Source organism: Marivita sp., from assembly GCF_051251565.1.
Classification (GTDB): domain Bacteria; phylum Pseudomonadota; class Alphaproteobacteria; order Rhodobacterales; family Rhodobacteraceae; genus Marivita.
Map to the genome: position 1 here is coordinate 78212 of NZ_JBPOFB010000007.1, position 14970 is coordinate 93181.

Genomic DNA, 14970 nt, shown 5'->3' on the forward strand with positions numbered 1-14970 from the left:
ACGCCCTCAAATTCTGGGGCGCTTGTCATTGGAGACACCATGACCCAGTTCCCCATTTTCGACGGCCACAACGATCTGCTTTTGCGCCTCCTGCGTGGCGATGTCACCGCCGAGGGCGTTGCTTCTGGCCTGCCGGACGGGCATATCGACAAGCCCCGTGCGCAACAGGGCGGTCTGGGCGGCGGGATGTTTGCGATATTCGTACCAAGCCTCGGCGGGGCCAGCGTCAGCGACGACGAGATGTGCAAGGACAGCTACGACATCCCTCTGCCCGAACAGGTTGCCGAGGCTGAGGCGACAAGCTGGACCGAGCGTGGGATGGATGCGATCTATGATCTTGAGGCCGCAGGTGCCGTCCGTATCTGCCGCTCCGCTCAAGAGATCGAAGCTGCGTTGCCCGCCGAGGAAATGGCAGCCGTGATCCATATCGAAGGCGCCGAAGCCATCGACCGCGATTTCGAAAAGCTGCACGCATGGCATGCGCGCGGGCTGCGGTCCCTTGGCCCGGTCTGGAGCCGGGACACGGTCTGGGGTCATGGCGTGCCGTTCCGCTATCCGTCCGACCCGGACACAGGGCCGGGATTGACCGACGCGGGCAAGGCGCTGATCCGCGAATGTAACCGGCTCAAGATCGTGGTCGATTTGTCCCATCTCAATGCCAAAGGAGTCGAGGACGTGGCCCGCATCACCGACGCACCACTGGTGGCGACCCATTCGAATGCCTGGGCGGTTTGCCCCCATTCACGCAATCTGACGGATCGGCAGCTGGACGTGATCCGCGACAGTGATGGAATGGTGGGCATTAACTTTGCCAGCGCGTTTCTGCGGCCGGACGGGCGGATGGAGTCCGAGTTTGAGATAGACATCCTGCTTCAACACTTCGACCACCTTATTCAACGCCTTGGTGAGGATCGGGTCGGACTTGGGTCTGATTTCGATGGCGCGCTTGTTCCTGACAAGATCGGGGACTGCGCGGGCCTTCCCAATCTCATCAAGGCACTGCGGTCTCGCGGCGTTGATGATGGCCTTATGGCCAAGATCACACATGGGAATTGGGTGCGGGTCCTGCGGCAAACGTGGGGCATATAATTTAACTTGATCAGGGATATTAATTTCAAAACATTTATGTGGCATGGATCTGATGTTCATCAGCCATGATCAGAGCGCTGTATGCCATCTGTACGAAGGCGTCGGCGTCATGAAGCAGGGCTGCTTTGCAGAAGTGCTGAGCGTCTGAGCCCTGCGCCGTACCGAGGCCAAATCCCCCGACACGCAACATCTTTTGGACAGCGCAATCAACTAGCTCAAGTCGCGCCCGAGGCGCAATTCGTTCAATCGAACGTCTGCGCCTGTGTGGCTGCCACAAAGATAAGTGGCGGAGAGACAGGGATTCGAACCCTGGGTGGAGTTGCCCCCACAACGGTTTTCGAGACCGCCCCGTTCGACCACTCCGGCACCTCTCCGCGGGGGTCTGGAGGGGCGTTTAGCTTTTGCGTCAGACCTGTGCAACCTCTATTTGATGCCAATCACACGTCGGCGACTTCCGCCGGGACGGGTTGGAATTGCGTGACCCGCGGCTTAAGTTATGGGCATGTAATCGGGGAGACGCGCGATGTTCCGCAATATGATGCTGACGGCAGCTACGGGCGTTGCGATGCTCTCGTGGTCGATGCCCGCATGGGCGACGCCTGTTGACGATTTGCTGGACGCTTTGGGCGTGCCCCAGATTGTCGAGATCATGCGCGAGGAAGGTCTGGTTTACGGCGATACGCTGGCCCAGGACATGATCCCGGGCGGGTCAAGCAATGGCTGGACGGCGACAGTTGCGCGGATCTATGACCAAGATCGGATGCTGGCCACGGTGCGCGATGTCTTTGCCAGCGAATTCGGCGATGCAGACACGACGGACCTGCTTGCGTTTTTCGCGTCCGACACCGGGCAGCAGATCGTCAGCCTTGAGCTAAGCGCGCGGACCGCGATGCGCGAACAGGAAATCGAAGACGCTGCGCGCGCGGCCTACCGGGATCTTCAGGGCGGCGATTCAGAACCGCTTGCCGCAATCACCGAATTCGTCGACACAAATGATCTGGTCGAGGCCAACCTCGTCGGCGCGCTCAATGCCAATTATATGTTCTATCTTGGGCTTGTGGATGGTGGCGCGCTTGAAATGAGCGAGGGCGATATTTTGACCGAAGTTTGGTCCTCCGAAGAAGAAACCCGCGCCGAGACCCGCGAATGGGTATTTGCCTTCTTGTTGATGGCCTACAGACCGCTGGCCGATGGGGTGGTCGAAGACTACACTGCATTGTCCCGAACTGACGCAGGTCGTACCTTGAACAGGGCGTTGTTTGCCGGCTTCAACCGGATGTATGACGACATCTCTTATGCGCTTGGGCTGGCGGTTGCGCGGCAAATGCAGGTGCAAGAGCTTTAGGCGGCAAAGCCGTTGACAAAGAGGGTAGGTCGCCGCATAAGCCGCGCACATGAAAGTCGGGGCTTTGGTCCCGCCTTTTGTTTTTGATGATAACGTTGTCCCTGACGGGGCACGCAGTCCGAGGTGGGTCGTAGGCCCGAAAACACCGCTATGCGGGGCCACAGGACGCGGGTGATAAAGGAAAGAACAGATGTTCGCGGTGATGAAAACCGGCGGCAAGCAGTACAAAGTCCACTCGGGCGATATTCTGCGTGTCGAAAAACTGGCAGCCTATGCAGGCGAGAAAGTCCAGTTCAATGAAATTCTGATGCTGGGCGGCGACACCGTTGTCGTTGGCGCACCCATGGTCAGCGGCGCTGCCGTTCAGGCCGAGGTTGTGGACCAGATCAAAGGCGAAAAAGTCATCAACTTCGTCAAGCGCCGCCGTAAGCACAGCTCCAAGCGGACCAAGGGTCACCGTCAAAAGCTCACCTTGGTGCGCGTGACAGACATTCTGGCTTCCGGCGCGGACAAGTCCGGGATCAAGGCGGCCATCGGTGCTGGCTCTGTTGCAGGTGTGGCCGTTGCGGCGGCTGCCTCCAAGAAAGCGACTGCTCCGAAAGCAGACAAGAAAGCCGAAGCGCCCAAAGCAGCACCCGCTGCTGGCGGTGCAGACGACCTCAAGCTGCTGTCCGGCGTTGGCCCGGCGCTTGAGAAAAAGTTGATTGAAGCTGGTGTGACCAGCTTTGCGCAGATTGCAGCCTGGACAGATGCAGACGTCGAAGAATTCGGCGAAAAGCTGTCTTTCAAGGGCCGGATCGAGCGTGAAGGCTGGATTGAACAAGCCAAAGAACTGGCATCGAAGTAAGGAGACCTGACCTATGGCACATAAAAAAGCAGGCGGCTCATCCCGCAACGGTCGCGACTCTGCCGGACGCCGTCTTGGCGTCAAACTCTACGGTGGCCAGTCCGCGATTCCCGGCAACATCATCGTGCGTCAGCGAGGCACCAAGTTCTGGCCGGGCGAAGGCGTGGGCATGGGCAAAGATCACACGCTGTTTGCAAAAGTCGATGGCGCTGTGACGTACCACAAGGGCCTCAAGGGCCGCACCTTCATTTCGGTTCTGCCAGCGGCGAAGGCCGCAGAGTAAGCCGACCTTAAGGTTTGACAAACAAAAGGGGATCGGCGCAGTCGTCGGTCCCTTTTGCCGTTCTTGGAGCGCGCCGCCCCTTCGATATCTGCCTTGAGGAGAAAGCAGATGATCCATGACCAACCCTTGGCCGACCCGCCCGTCGTGACAACCGACCGTTTCGTGCTGCGCCCCCTTCGAGCGTCTGACGCGGGGCTCATCACGCATTATGCCAGCGAAAAGCGTGTGGCGGCGATGACGTCGAACTTGCCTCATCCGTATCCACCCGGTGCGGCGCAGGCGTTTATCGACCGCATCTGCGCGACGGACCGGACAGAAGACGCTTGGGCGATGGACGGCACGCCGAACGATGCGTCCGAATTGATGGGGGTGATCTCGCTCAAGCGGATGGATCGCAACCAATCCGAGGTTGGATATTGGGTGGCACCGCCATTTTGGAACACCGGCCTGGCCTCCGAGGCGGTACAGGCGCTGGTCGCGGCCAACCCGCTGAAGAATGCGACAATGTTCGCAAGCGTGTTTCAGGACAATCCGGCCTCGGCCCGTGTTTTGACCCATTGCGGCTTTGAATATATCGGTGACGCAGAATCCTTTTCCGTCGCCAGAAACACAACGGTCCAAACATGGACCTACCTCAAACGTATGGGCTGACGCGCGTCTGCAAACCCGATAGACCGCGCTAGGGCTCGATCAAAGGCTAACACATGAAGTTCCTCGACCTCTGCAAAGTCTATATCCGCTCTGGTTCGGGCGGGAATGGGTGTATCAGCTTTCGCCGCGAAAAATACATCGAATTCGGCGGTCCCGATGGGGGGGATGGCGGAGGCGGCGGGGATGTCTGGGCCGAGGCGGTGGACGGGCTGAACACGCTGATCGATTTTCGATATCAACAGCATTTCTTTGCCGACAATGGCCGCCCCGGTGCTGGGCGTCAGCGCACGGGTGCCAATGGCGAAGATATCATCCTCAAGGTTCCTGTCGGCACCGAGATACTGGATGAGGATGAAGAGACCGTCATCGCCGATATGACCACCTTGGGTCAGCGCGTGCTGCTGGCCAAGGGTGGCAATGGTGGCTGGGGCAACCTGAAGTTCAAGACATCGACCAACCAGGCGCCGCGCCGCTCCAATCCGGGGCAAGAAGGCGTGGAACGCACGATTTGGCTGCGGCTCAAGCTGATCGCGGATGTGGGGCTGCTGGGCCTGCCCAATGCTGGTAAATCCACCTTTCTTGCGGCCACGTCCAACGCCCGTCCCAAGGTCGCCGATTACCCGTTCACCACGTTGCATCCCAACCTTGGTGTCGTCGGGGTCGATGATGCCGAATTCGTGGTTGCCGACATTCCCGGTCTGATCGAAGGCGCACATGAGGGCAGGGGTCTGGGCGATCTGTTCCTCGGCCATGTCGAACGCTGCGCCGCGCTGTTGCACTTGATTGACGGCACGTCTGGCACGCTGCTCGAAGACTACCAGACCATCATCAATGAGATCGAAGCCTATGGCGAAGGTCTCGCCGACAAGCCGCGCATCACTGCACTCAACAAGATCGACGCGTTGGACGACGAAGAACGCGCCTTCTTGAAAGAAGAGCTGGAACGCAAGGCAGGTCACGAGGTCATGCTGATGTCCGGCGTGTCCAAGGAGGGGCTGACAGATGTGCTGCGGGTGCTGCGCCAGCATGTCAAGACGACGCGGAAACGCGAACAGGCAATCGACGAGGTTGAACCGTGGCGACCCTAAGCGACGCACGCCGACTGGTCGTCAAGATCGGGTCGGCGCTTCTGGTTGACAAAATTCAAGGCACCCTGCGCCGCGACTGGTTGTTGTCGCTGGCCGCCGATGTGGCCCGGATCAAGGCGCGGGGCACCGATGTGATCCTTGTGTCCTCGGGCTCTATTGCGCTGGGTCGCGGTGTGTTGAAACTGCCGCGGACAGTTTTGCCGCTGGAACAATCGCAGGCGGCTGCGGCGGTGGGGCAAATCCGTCTCGCCCGCGCCTATGAAGAAGCGCTTGATCCGCATGGTCTGACCACGGCACAGGTGCTTGTGACGCTCGAAGACAGCACCGACCGCCGCCGTTACCTCAACAGCCGGGCAACGCTTGAGACGCTGATCGGCTTTGGCGTCATTCCTATCGTCAACGAAAACGACACGGTCGCAACCGACGAAATTCGCTATGGTGACAATGATCGGCTCGCGGCACAGGTCGCTGCCACTGTAGGTGCGGACCAGTTGATCCTGCTGTCGGATGTGGATGGCTTCTATAGCGCCAACCCCCATATTGACCCCACTGCCGAATTCTTCCCGATCATCGACACTATCACCCCCGAGATTGAGGCGATGGCAGGTGACGCAGGCTCGGGCTTGTCCAAAGGCGGCATGAAGACCAAGGTGATGGCGGCCAAGACGGCCACTGCCTCGGGTTGCGCGATGGCAATCACCGAAGGGTCGCGCCTGCATCCGCTGACCGCACTTGAGGACGGCGCGCGCGCCACATGGTTCACACCGCAGCTTGATCCGCACGCGGCGCGCAAACGCTGGATTCTGGCGATGAAACCGCAAGGCGCGCTGACCATCGACGACGGGGCAGCCCGCGCATTGGGGCGCGGCACATCGCTTTTGCCACCGGGCATTGTTGCCGTCTCGGGCAAGTTCGGACGGGGCGATCCGGTGATGATCAAAGATGCGCAGGGCCGTGATCTTGGTATGGGTCTCAGTCGCTATACCGCGACCGAAGCGCAGGCGATCAAGGGGCACAATTCAGCCGAGATCGAGGAAATTCTGGGCTATCCGGGGCGCGCCGTGGTAATACACCGCGATGATATGGCGATCTGATCCGTTTCTTCTTTTTGCAAATACGCATTTCCGACCTCTGCAAGGGCGACACCGATGAAAGACCTCACAGACATCCCCGCACTCATGCACGATATCGGCCTGCGCGCCAAAGCGGCCGCCCGCGAATTGGCCTACGCCCCGGCAGAGCGCAAGCAGGCGGCCTTGATCGGTGCGGCAGATGCCGTTTGGGCCAACCGCGCTGCCATCATCGAGGCCAACACGCAGGACATGGAATATGGCCGGAAAAAGGGCCTGACCGACGCCATGCTGGACCGTCTTATGCTGGACGAAGGCCGCATTCGCGGCATCGTTGACGGCTTGCGCACCGTGGCAGAGCAACCTGATCCGGTTGGTCAGGTGATGACCGAATGGGACCGTCCCTCTGGTCTCCACATCAAACGTGTGCGCACGCCGTTGGGGGTGATCGGCGTGATTTATGAATCCCGTCCCAATGTGACGGCGGATGCTGGCGCGCTGTGTCTCAAGGCGGGCAATGCGGTGATCCTGCGCGGCGGATCGGAAAGCTTTCATTCATCGGGCGCGATCTACGACTGCCTCGTCGAAGGTCTGCGTGCAGCAGGATTGCCCGAAGACGCTATCCAACGCGTGCCCACCCGCGACCGCGCGGCGGTCAGCGAGATGCTGACAATGACCGAAACGATTGATGTGATCGTGCCCCGTGGCGGCAAGGGTCTTGTCGGCCTTGTGCAACGCGAGGCCCGTGTGCCGGTCTTTGCCCACCTTGAAGGCATCGTGCATATCTATGTCGACAAACACGCCGACCCGGTCAAAGCGCTGAACGTGATCCTTAACGCCAAAACCCGGCGGACAGGCGTATGCGGCGCGGCGGAATGTCTGCTGATCCATAAGGATGTGGTGGATACGATCGGGCAGGGCGTCATTCGCGCGCTGGTGGATGCGGGCGTCGAAGTGCGTGCCGACGCAACCCTGCACACCATCGAAGGCACCATTGCCGCGACCGAGGCCGATTGGGGTGCGGAATACCTTGACAGCATCATTGCCGCCAAGGTGGTCGATGATGCGGATGCAGCCATTGCCCATATCAACCGCTACAGCTCGAACCACACCGATTGTATCCTGACCGAAGACGACGCCACTGCTGACACGTTCTTTGAACAGATCGACAGCGCAATTCTGATGCGCAATGCCTCGACCCAGTTTGCCGATGGCGGCGAATTTGGCATGGGGGCCGAGATTGGCATTGCGACGGGCAAAATGCACGCGCGTGGGCCGGTCGGGGCCGAGCAATTGACCAGCTTCAAATACATCGTGGTTGGCGACGGCACAACGCGGAGCTGAGGGGTTGTCTGCGTGCCGCTGGACTGTTACCTGACATAGGCTAATCCGATACTTTTACTCGGAAAACTCGTGAGGCAGCAGTGACCGGCACCCATCCCAGGCTGGAAATCCGCAACATCGTGCGGGACTATGACGGCAAGCGCGTGGTCGATGATGTGTCGCTCGTGCTTCAGCCGGGCAATGTGACCTGCCTGCTGGGGCCGTCGGGCTGCGGCAAATCTACAACCCTGCGGATCATCGCGGGCGTGGACATGCAGACCAGCGGCACGATCCATGTGGATGGGCATCTTGTCTGTGACACGGTGTTTCGTGTGCCCCCCGAACGCCGATCTATCGGTTTGATCTTTCAGGATTTTGCCCTGTTTCCGCACCTGAGTGTGGGCGACAATGTGGGCTTTGGCCTGACCGGATCGCGCAAGGACAAGCTGCCCCGCGTGGGAGAATTGCTCGAACGGGTGGGGCTTGCGCATTACATCAACGAATTTCCACATCAATTGTCCGGTGGCGAACAGCAGCGTGTGGCACTGGCCCGTGCTATTGCGCCACGTCCCTCGATCATGCTCATGGACGAGCCGTTCTCCGGCCTCGACAACCGACTGCGCGACGGCATCCGCGACGAGACATTGGCGCTTTTGAAGGAAGAGGGCACATCGGTTCTGCTTGTGACGCATGAGCCCGAAGAGGCGATGCGCATGGCTGATGAAATTGCGCTGATGCGTGACGGCAAGATCGTGCAGCGCGGTGCGCCTTATAACATCTACAACGCCCCGGCGGACAAGGCTGCGGTGGCGTTTTTCTCGGACATCAACCTGTTGACCGGCACGGTGCGTGGCGCACTGACCGACACGCCGTTTGGCCAGTTTCTGGCGCCCGGTGTGCCGGACGGGGGACAGGTCGAGATTGTCTTTCGTCCACAGCATGTGGGCATCGACTTTGACCGCCACGGGCGTGGGCCGAACCCAACCCCGCTTGCCGGCGCCCCGGCGCGTGCTGTGGTGGAACGGGCGCGGTTCATGGGCTCAGAAAGCCTTGTGGAATTTCGCATGGATCACGACAACAGTATGATCCGCGCGACGGTGCCAAACGTGTTTTTACCAAAACCCGGAACGGTGATGTGGCTAACCGTGCGCCGCGACCGATGTTTCGTGTTTCGAAAGGACAGCGGATCGGTGATCCGGGTTTAATCATCGTCATCGCCGGATGCGGCAATAAGGGTGATTTCCCCGCTGTCAGCCATATCGCGGATGACCCGGACAATGGCGTTCATGGCGCCCTCAGCGTCTTTTGGTTTGATACGACCAAGGTCTTCGGCTGTTTCACGAAGAGAATCCGCCATCCGTTTGGAAATATTGGACAAGATGAAGTCAACGCTTGCTTTGTCATCCTCTGTCTCCGCGCCTGCGATGACCCGTGCCAGCGTATCTTGATCAAGATCGCGGGTCAGTTTTGGGACGTCGATGGCAGCCATACGTTCGGGTACATGACCAAAGGTGAAGATCGACTTGCGCACCTGTTCAGCAAAGCCTTTGTCCTCTTCATCAAGTGCAGTCAGCAATTCGTCGCGGGTGGCCGCGCGCGAGAAATTAAGGATCGCACCCACCCGTTCCGAAGGCTGCGCACGGAAAGCGCGGAGGGGTTCGGCGTCCAACTGGCTGGCAAGGCTGATGCCAATACGCTCTGCCGCGTCGGGGGTGACGGCGTCGGTCATGGACATTGCATAGGTGATGCGCCGGGCCAGATCGCCGGGCAGGCTGCTGAGCAGAGCGGCGGCTTTGGACACGTCGAGCTTGGATACGAGAACTGCGGCCACTTGCACGGATTCTGACGTCACAAAGCCCTGTAGCCGCGTGTTGGGCAGATCCGCAATGCGTTTCCACGGATCCCCGATCTGGCGCACGCCTGCTTCTTTGCGCAGGCGGTTGGCGGTTTGGTCGCTGATCTTTCCATCAAGCGCCGTCAATGCACCTGCAATGTTTCCGGGAAAGGAAAGCCCAATTGAATCAAGTTCTTCAGTGAATTCTGTGATGACCGCATTCATCGTTTGGCGGTCAATATAACGCATTTCGCCCAAAAGCTGTGTCAGCTGCATCTGCAAATCCTCGGGCAGGGCCGTCAGGGGCACATCGGCCCCTTCCTTGAGGATGAACTGCACGACAATCGCTGCCTTTGCCCGACGCGACAGGCGCGCCACGCGATTTGGGGGCGGGGCGGCCACGGGGCGCCCCGAAACTTGTGTAAGCTGCGTCATGAACCATACTCCGTCCTGTCCGTGCAGGGTTAGGCGGGTAAGGTTAAGAAATCGTCAGTAACTGTAGCCACGACCCGATTGTATGGCCATGCGCAGCGCCATTTCTGACCATGTGGACCGACCACCGCGCTGGCGAATTTCGCTCAGCTGTGCCTTGGCAAGGGTGATATTGCCCGTCTCGGCATGCCATTGGCCCAGATAAGACCGCGCCAGCAGGTTGTCGGGGTTTGCTTCAAGCGCGCGGTTGTACCAGACATAGGCATCATCCATGCGCCCCGCTTTGCGCGCGGTGAAACCTCGATAGGTCAGTACACTGTCGGCGCTTTGATCTGTGACCGCATCCAACACCCGCTCCGCGTCTACAATCCGCCCCGCATAGGCAAGCTCTCGGACCGCGTTCATACGGTCTGTGTCGTTCAGGCTGCTGTCGGTGGGTTCCACACAGGATTTGATTTCGGCATCCCAGACCAAGCCATCGGTGCAGGTTTTGGTCGTGTCTGTTGGCGTCGGCGGCGTGTCGTCGTCAAAACCGACTGCAAAAACAAGAGCCGGAGCTGTGATCAGGGTCGTGGCAAGAAGTAGTGCGCGCATGATGACTTCCTTTTGGACAGGTCAGCATTTAGCTCAAAGAAAAAAGACGGCCAGAAAGGCCGCCCTCAAGAAGTCTTGATCGTGGGGGCTTTAGCCGCTCACGACTTTGCAGCTGTTGGACTCTGCGTCATAGATGCTTCCTGTTGCGCAGGTCATCTTGGCCTCTTCATGTCCCCATTGGCAGGACGCAAAGCTGGACGTTGCCGTGGCAAGCGTCAATGCGGCAGTGGTCAGAAGTGTCTTGATGGTCATCAGTCGTTCTCCTGTTTTGAGTGGATGAAAGGTAGCACGCGACGCGCATTTGGCAAAACCTATCTGCTCAGAGCCCCGGTCGGCTGTAGCGCGTGATCATTTTATAGGCTTTGCGCGGTCCGGACACGTCCCATGTGCTGGTCCAGTCGGGCCAGGTATCAAACCGGTAGGTCACGTCATACGTGTCTGGATCGCACCAATGGGTTGCGTTGGGCGCATTGGGCGTGATGCTGTGAAAGGCGCGGCCGTCCTCAAAGTCGACATAAATGCCTGTGTCGTCCTGCCGCCAAATGTAACGGCGTTCGGCGTGAAAGGGCGGCTGGCCGGGCAGGTGCAGTTGGCCAATTTCGCGGTAGCCAAGCCCCGCCGCCAAAGGCGTGAACTCTGCCGTGCCGACGAATCGACCCGTTGATCCGGCACGGTGGTCCACAATGTCGCGCGCGACGCGCCAATGCCCCTCGAAATCAGCAAGGCGACGGGCTTCGGTCAGGGCAAAGCGTCTCATTCCCGGTGGCCTCTCTTGTCGCGCTGTGGAGGGCAGTCTAGGACAGCGCTTGAAATCTGCAAGCCAGCCCAAGAAAGGATCGCGCCCATGATCCCCCGTTATTCCCGTCCCGAGATGGTGTCCATCTGGGAACCCGCCACCAAGTTCCGCATCTGGTTCGAGATCGAGGCCCACGCCTGCGATGCGATGGCCGATCTGGGTGTGATCCCGCGTGAGAATGCCGAGGCGGTCTGGAAGGCCAAGGATGTCGAATTCGACGTGGCCCGGATTGACGAGATCGAGGCGGTGACCAAGCATGATGTGATCGCGTTTCTGACCCATCTGGCCGAACATGTGGGCGCGGATGAAGCACGCTTTGTGCATCAGGGCATGACCAGCTCGGACGTGCTCGACACCTGTTTCAACGTCCAGCTTGTGCGCGCCGCCGATATCCTGATCGCCGATCTCGAAGGGCTGCTGGCCGCACTCAAGCGCCGCGCGTATGAGCACAAGGACACCGTGCGCATCGGCCGATCACACGGCATCCATGCTGAACCTACCACGATGGGCCTGACTTTTGCCCGGTTCTACGCCGAGATGGATCGCAACCTGACCCGGATGCACGCGGCACGGGCCGAAGTGGCCACGGGCGCGATCTCGGGCGCGGTGGGCACCTTTGCCAATATCGACCCGCGAGTCGAAGAGCATGTCTGCGCCAAGCTCGACCTCGTGGCCGAACCGATCAGCACACAGGTGATCCCGCGCGACCGGCACGCCGCGTTCTTTGCCACATTGGGTGTGATCGCGTCGTCGGTGGAGAACATCGCCATTGAAATCCGCCACATGCAGCGCACCGAGGTTCTGGAAGGGGCAGAGTTCTTCTCGATGGGTCAAAAGGGCTCGTCGGCTATGCCGCACAAGAAAAACCCGGTGCTGACCGAGAACCTGACAGGGCTTGCACGGATCGTGCGGATGGCCGTAATCCCGGCGATGGAAAACGTGGCCCTTTGGCACGAGCGGGATATCTCTCACAGTTCAGTCGAGCGCATGATCGGGCCGGATTCTACGATCACGCTGGATTTTGCGCTGGCGCGTCTGACGGGTGTGATCGACAAGATGCTCATCTTCCCCGACAACATGCTCGACAATATGAACAAGTTCCCCGGTCTGGTGATGAGCCAGCGGGTGCTTCTGGCCCTGACGCAAGCCGGTGTCAGCCGCGAGAACGCCTATACCTACGTGCAGCGCAACGCGCTGAAGGTCTGGGAACATCGCACGGATTTCAAAGCCGAGCTTTTGGCCGATGCCGATGTGGTTGCCGCCCTCAGCGCCGAGGAGATCGAAGAGAAGTTTGATCTGGGCTACCACACCAAACACGTCGATACGATCTTTGCCCGCGTGTTCGGGGAGTCCTGAGCATGGTCATCCTCGGGTCTAGCCCGAGGATGACGGCCCACTAGGCCAAATGATCCACCACCATCAGGTGCTGTGCCAGGGTCTGGACTTCGTCCAGCCAGCGCGTCACCAGTTTCGGATCATGCGGGGCAGGCGTGACGCCCGGCGCAATCTCGCGGTTCAGGACCGCTTCAATCGCCAGCGACACCGGCACCGACACAAGCCGCGCCATCGCGGTGCCCCGTTCATCGCCCCACGCGTCCATCACATACGTCTTGTGCCAAACCGCATGCCCGTCCCGTTCGACCAGCAGGTCCACACAAAGCACCACGCGGTCGGCCTCACCATCGGCATAGGCGTTCTTGGCCAGCAGGTCGGCAGCCATCTCGGTCAGGCGCGCCTCATCCGCCGTGCCAACTTCGGCAAAGACATCGCGCCACGCCTCGGCCCATCCGTTCAGCCGCAGGGTGCCACGCACGAATTCCTTGACCTGCCAGCGTGGATCAAAGCGGTAGTCGGCCATAAAGGGAAGGCTGTCGCGGTTCGGATACACCTCGAACGCTTCGGGCTGCGGCAAGGGCGCATCATAGCGGCTGATCGCATCCCAAGGGCGTTTCACCTCCAATTCGGTAAAGTGGCGGATGGATTTTGACGGTGACCGAAGTGCCTTGAGAACCCCCACGGGTGCCCAGCTGAACTTATAGCGGAACGCGTTGCTCACCTTTGGCACGCCACCACAATAGGATTTGAAAGAGATCACGTTTTCATTGTCATACGCGCCACTCTTTATGTAATCGGTCACCAGATGATGCGCCATCAGATGGTCGATGCCAGGATCAAGCCCCACCTCGTTGACGAGCGCCACACCTGCCATCTTGGCGGCACTGTCCAGCGCCCGCATCTCGGGCGCGATATAGGACGACGACACGAAATGCGCCTTGGCCTCGATAGCCATCTGAGCGAGGTCCACGTGCCAATCGCCCGGCAGCATGGACACAACCACATCGCCCTCGGACAACGCAGCACTCAGAGCGGTCGGATCAAACACGCGGATGTCGTCGGTCAGATCACCCACCGCGGCGCGCGCCTTGTCCAGCGTTCGGTTCCAGACCGTCACCGCACGGCCACCTTCAATCAGCCGCCGCAGGCCGGGCACCGAAGACAGGCCCGTTCCACACCAATGCACTCTCATAGCGTCACCTTTTGAATATGGTCGTCGAAATAGCTCTGCGCGCGTCCCCAGACACCGGCCTCCAGCGCGCCCAGCGTCTTGAGATGGGGCAGCAATTGCGCAGCGAAATCCACCGAGGATTCGCGCGGCATCAGTGAGGGCAGGTTGTCGATCGCCATCACATCCAGTGGCGGCGCGGTGCAGGCCCGCGTCACGGGCGCGTCCCAGCGTGTGACGTGATCATAGACCTTGATCGGAGAGAAATCGCTGTCTGGGTCACAGGCGATGTCGCCAATCACCCGCAGGTTTCTAGGCTGCGTGCAAGCGTCGGCAGGCACAAAGACCGGCGTGCCGGGTCGCGCAAGGATGCAATTGAAAAACAACGTGTGATCAAGCACTTCCGGGAAGGTGCCGCCATGTGCGGTCTCGGCCATGTCCCATTTGGTTACCGGCAAGCCAACAGCTTCACAAAGATCGCTCGCCCCGGTGCCGACACGCCCCAAGGCCCCGATCACCAGAGCCGAAGGCGCCGCCCCATCCAGAGCAGTCTTTACATCTTCGCGCATTGCACTGGACGACGCCCATGTGGACACAGGCGGGCACGGCGCGCCGCGCAGTTGCGCCGCATAGGCGAGCAAAGACACCGCTGCACCCGCATACCCGGCCCAATACCCAAAGGCCGCAACACGCCGACCGTCAACATTTTCGAGATATTCCAGATCATAAAGTGTCCCGCCACCGGCCTTGAACCGCGCCAAAAGGCGCTGACCTGCGGGCTGGCCTTTATACGCATGTCCAAAAAGGATGTGGCGGTGATGCAGTGCCATATCATTATCCGGTAATTCTTTTAATCCGAAGATAATGGCATCGCGTGGTGCATCGACCCAACTGCCCTCGGGCGCAATAACAGCCCCGGCCGCGGCATAATCTGCCGTTGGGATCACCCGTGCCGAGCTGTCCTCAACCGTGACCTGTAGGCCGTGCGCAATCAACTCCGCGACGCCGTCCGGCAGGACACCCACACGTTCTTCGTTGTCGCGGCTTTCTGCGCGCACCCATAAATGGGTCATCCTGTTCCCCCCACGTCGACTCATTGCACACTAGTCAGCGCA

Annotated in this window: 16 protein-coding genes and 1 tRNA gene; 10 read left to right on the top strand and 7 right to left on the bottom strand. The window is 59.9% G+C overall.

Annotated elements, in window-relative coordinates; genetic code table 11:
• Positions 1 to 39: 39 nt before the first annotated feature.
• Complete coding sequence (locus ACSHXH_RS11405; protein ID WP_435671921.1) at positions 40 to 1089, top strand: dipeptidase; 1050 nt, start codon at positions 40 to 42, stop codon at positions 1087 to 1089.
• A 284-nt stretch (positions 1090 to 1373) separates the two neighbouring features.
• Here ACSHXH_RS11405 and ACSHXH_RS11410 read toward each other — a convergent pair.
• Positions 1374 to 1463, bottom strand: a tRNA-Ser gene (locus ACSHXH_RS11410).
• Positions 1464 to 1612: 149 nt separating this feature from the next.
• Between ACSHXH_RS11410 and ACSHXH_RS11415 the strand changes: the two genes are divergently transcribed.
• From ACSHXH_RS11415 to ACSHXH_RS11450, 8 genes are all read left to right on the top strand, one after another.
• Complete coding sequence (locus ACSHXH_RS11415; protein ID WP_435671922.1) at positions 1613 to 2434, top strand: DUF2059 domain-containing protein; 822 nt, start codon at positions 1613 to 1615, stop codon at positions 2432 to 2434.
• A gap of 190 nt (positions 2435 to 2624) precedes the next feature.
• Positions 2625 to 3281 carry a 50S ribosomal protein L21 gene (locus ACSHXH_RS11420; protein WP_435671923.1) on the top strand — a complete coding sequence of 219 codons (657 nt, stop codon included), beginning with the start codon at positions 2625 to 2627 and terminating at the stop codon, positions 3279 to 3281.
• Between the two features lie 13 nt (positions 3282 to 3294).
• Positions 3295 to 3564 carry a 50S ribosomal protein L27 gene (gene rpmA / locus ACSHXH_RS11425; protein WP_435671924.1) on the top strand — a complete coding sequence of 90 codons (270 nt, stop codon included), beginning with the start codon at positions 3295 to 3297 and terminating at the stop codon, positions 3562 to 3564.
• A gap of 108 nt (positions 3565 to 3672) precedes the next feature.
• Positions 3673 to 4215, top strand: coding sequence for a GNAT family N-acetyltransferase (locus ACSHXH_RS11430; protein ID WP_435671925.1), 543 nt, complete (start codon positions 3673 to 3675; stop codon positions 4213 to 4215).
• A 53-nt stretch (positions 4216 to 4268) separates the two neighbouring features.
• Entirely contained in the window at positions 4269 to 5303 is a 1035-nt protein-coding gene (gene obgE, locus ACSHXH_RS11435; RefSeq protein WP_435671926.1) for a GTPase ObgE, read from the top strand.
• The gene (gene proB, locus ACSHXH_RS11440; protein WP_435671927.1) at positions 5291 to 6397 is read left to right on the top strand and encodes a glutamate 5-kinase; all 1107 of its coding nucleotides are present in this window, start codon (positions 5291 to 5293) and stop codon (positions 6395 to 6397) included. Before obgE ends, proB begins: the two co-directional genes overlap by 13 nt.
• A 54-nt stretch (positions 6398 to 6451) precedes the next feature.
• Positions 6452 to 7717, top strand: coding sequence for a glutamate-5-semialdehyde dehydrogenase (locus ACSHXH_RS11445; RefSeq protein WP_435671928.1), 1266 nt, complete (start codon positions 6452 to 6454; stop codon positions 7715 to 7717).
• 80 nt (positions 7718 to 7797) lie between these two features.
• On the top strand, positions 7798 to 8901 hold the full coding sequence (locus ACSHXH_RS11450; RefSeq protein WP_435671929.1) for an ABC transporter ATP-binding protein: 1104 nt from the start codon (positions 7798 to 7800) through the stop codon (positions 8899 to 8901).
• Here the strand turns inward: ACSHXH_RS11450 and ACSHXH_RS11455 are convergent.
• From ACSHXH_RS11455 to ACSHXH_RS11470, 4 genes are all read right to left on the bottom strand, one after another.
• Positions 8898 to 9965 carry a flagellar motor switch protein FliG gene (locus tag ACSHXH_RS11455; RefSeq protein WP_435671930.1) on the bottom strand — a complete coding sequence of 356 codons (1068 nt, stop codon included), beginning with the start codon at positions 9963 to 9965 and terminating at the stop codon, positions 8898 to 8900. The two genes, ACSHXH_RS11450 and ACSHXH_RS11455, sit on opposite strands and share 4 nt — an antisense overlap.
• Positions 9966 to 10019: 54 nt before the next feature.
• Positions 10020 to 10556, bottom strand: a complete 537-nt coding sequence (locus ACSHXH_RS11460; RefSeq protein WP_435671931.1) for a tetratricopeptide repeat protein — start codon at positions 10554 to 10556, stop codon at positions 10020 to 10022.
• 90 nt (positions 10557 to 10646) lie between these two features.
• Positions 10647 to 10808, bottom strand: a complete 162-nt coding sequence (locus ACSHXH_RS11465; RefSeq protein ID WP_435671932.1) for a chitin-binding domain-containing protein — start codon at positions 10806 to 10808, stop codon at positions 10647 to 10649.
• Positions 10809 to 10875: 67 nt separating this feature from the next.
• Positions 10876 to 11313, bottom strand: a complete 438-nt coding sequence (locus ACSHXH_RS11470) for a DUF6314 family protein (protein WP_435671933.1) — start codon at positions 11311 to 11313, stop codon at positions 10876 to 10878.
• 87 nt (positions 11314 to 11400) lie between these two features.
• On the opposite strand from ACSHXH_RS11470, the gene purB reads away from it, so the two are divergent.
• Complete coding sequence (gene purB, locus ACSHXH_RS11475) at positions 11401 to 12708, top strand: adenylosuccinate lyase (protein ID WP_435671934.1); 1308 nt, start codon at positions 11401 to 11403, stop codon at positions 12706 to 12708.
• Between the two features lie 40 nt (positions 12709 to 12748).
• Here purB and ACSHXH_RS11480 read toward each other — a convergent pair whose 3' ends face one another.
• Both ACSHXH_RS11480 and ACSHXH_RS11485 read right to left on the bottom strand, forming a co-directional pair.
• Complete coding sequence (locus tag ACSHXH_RS11480) at positions 12749 to 13879, bottom strand: saccharopine dehydrogenase family protein (protein ID WP_435671935.1); 1131 nt, start codon at positions 13877 to 13879, stop codon at positions 12749 to 12751.
• Positions 13876 to 14928 (bottom strand): saccharopine dehydrogenase, encoded by a 1053-nt coding sequence (locus tag ACSHXH_RS11485; RefSeq protein WP_435671936.1) that lies wholly within the window; start codon positions 14926 to 14928, stop codon positions 13876 to 13878. The genes ACSHXH_RS11480 and ACSHXH_RS11485 overlap by 4 nt, the downstream gene beginning before the upstream one ends.
• Positions 14929 to 14970 lie beyond the last annotated feature (42 nt).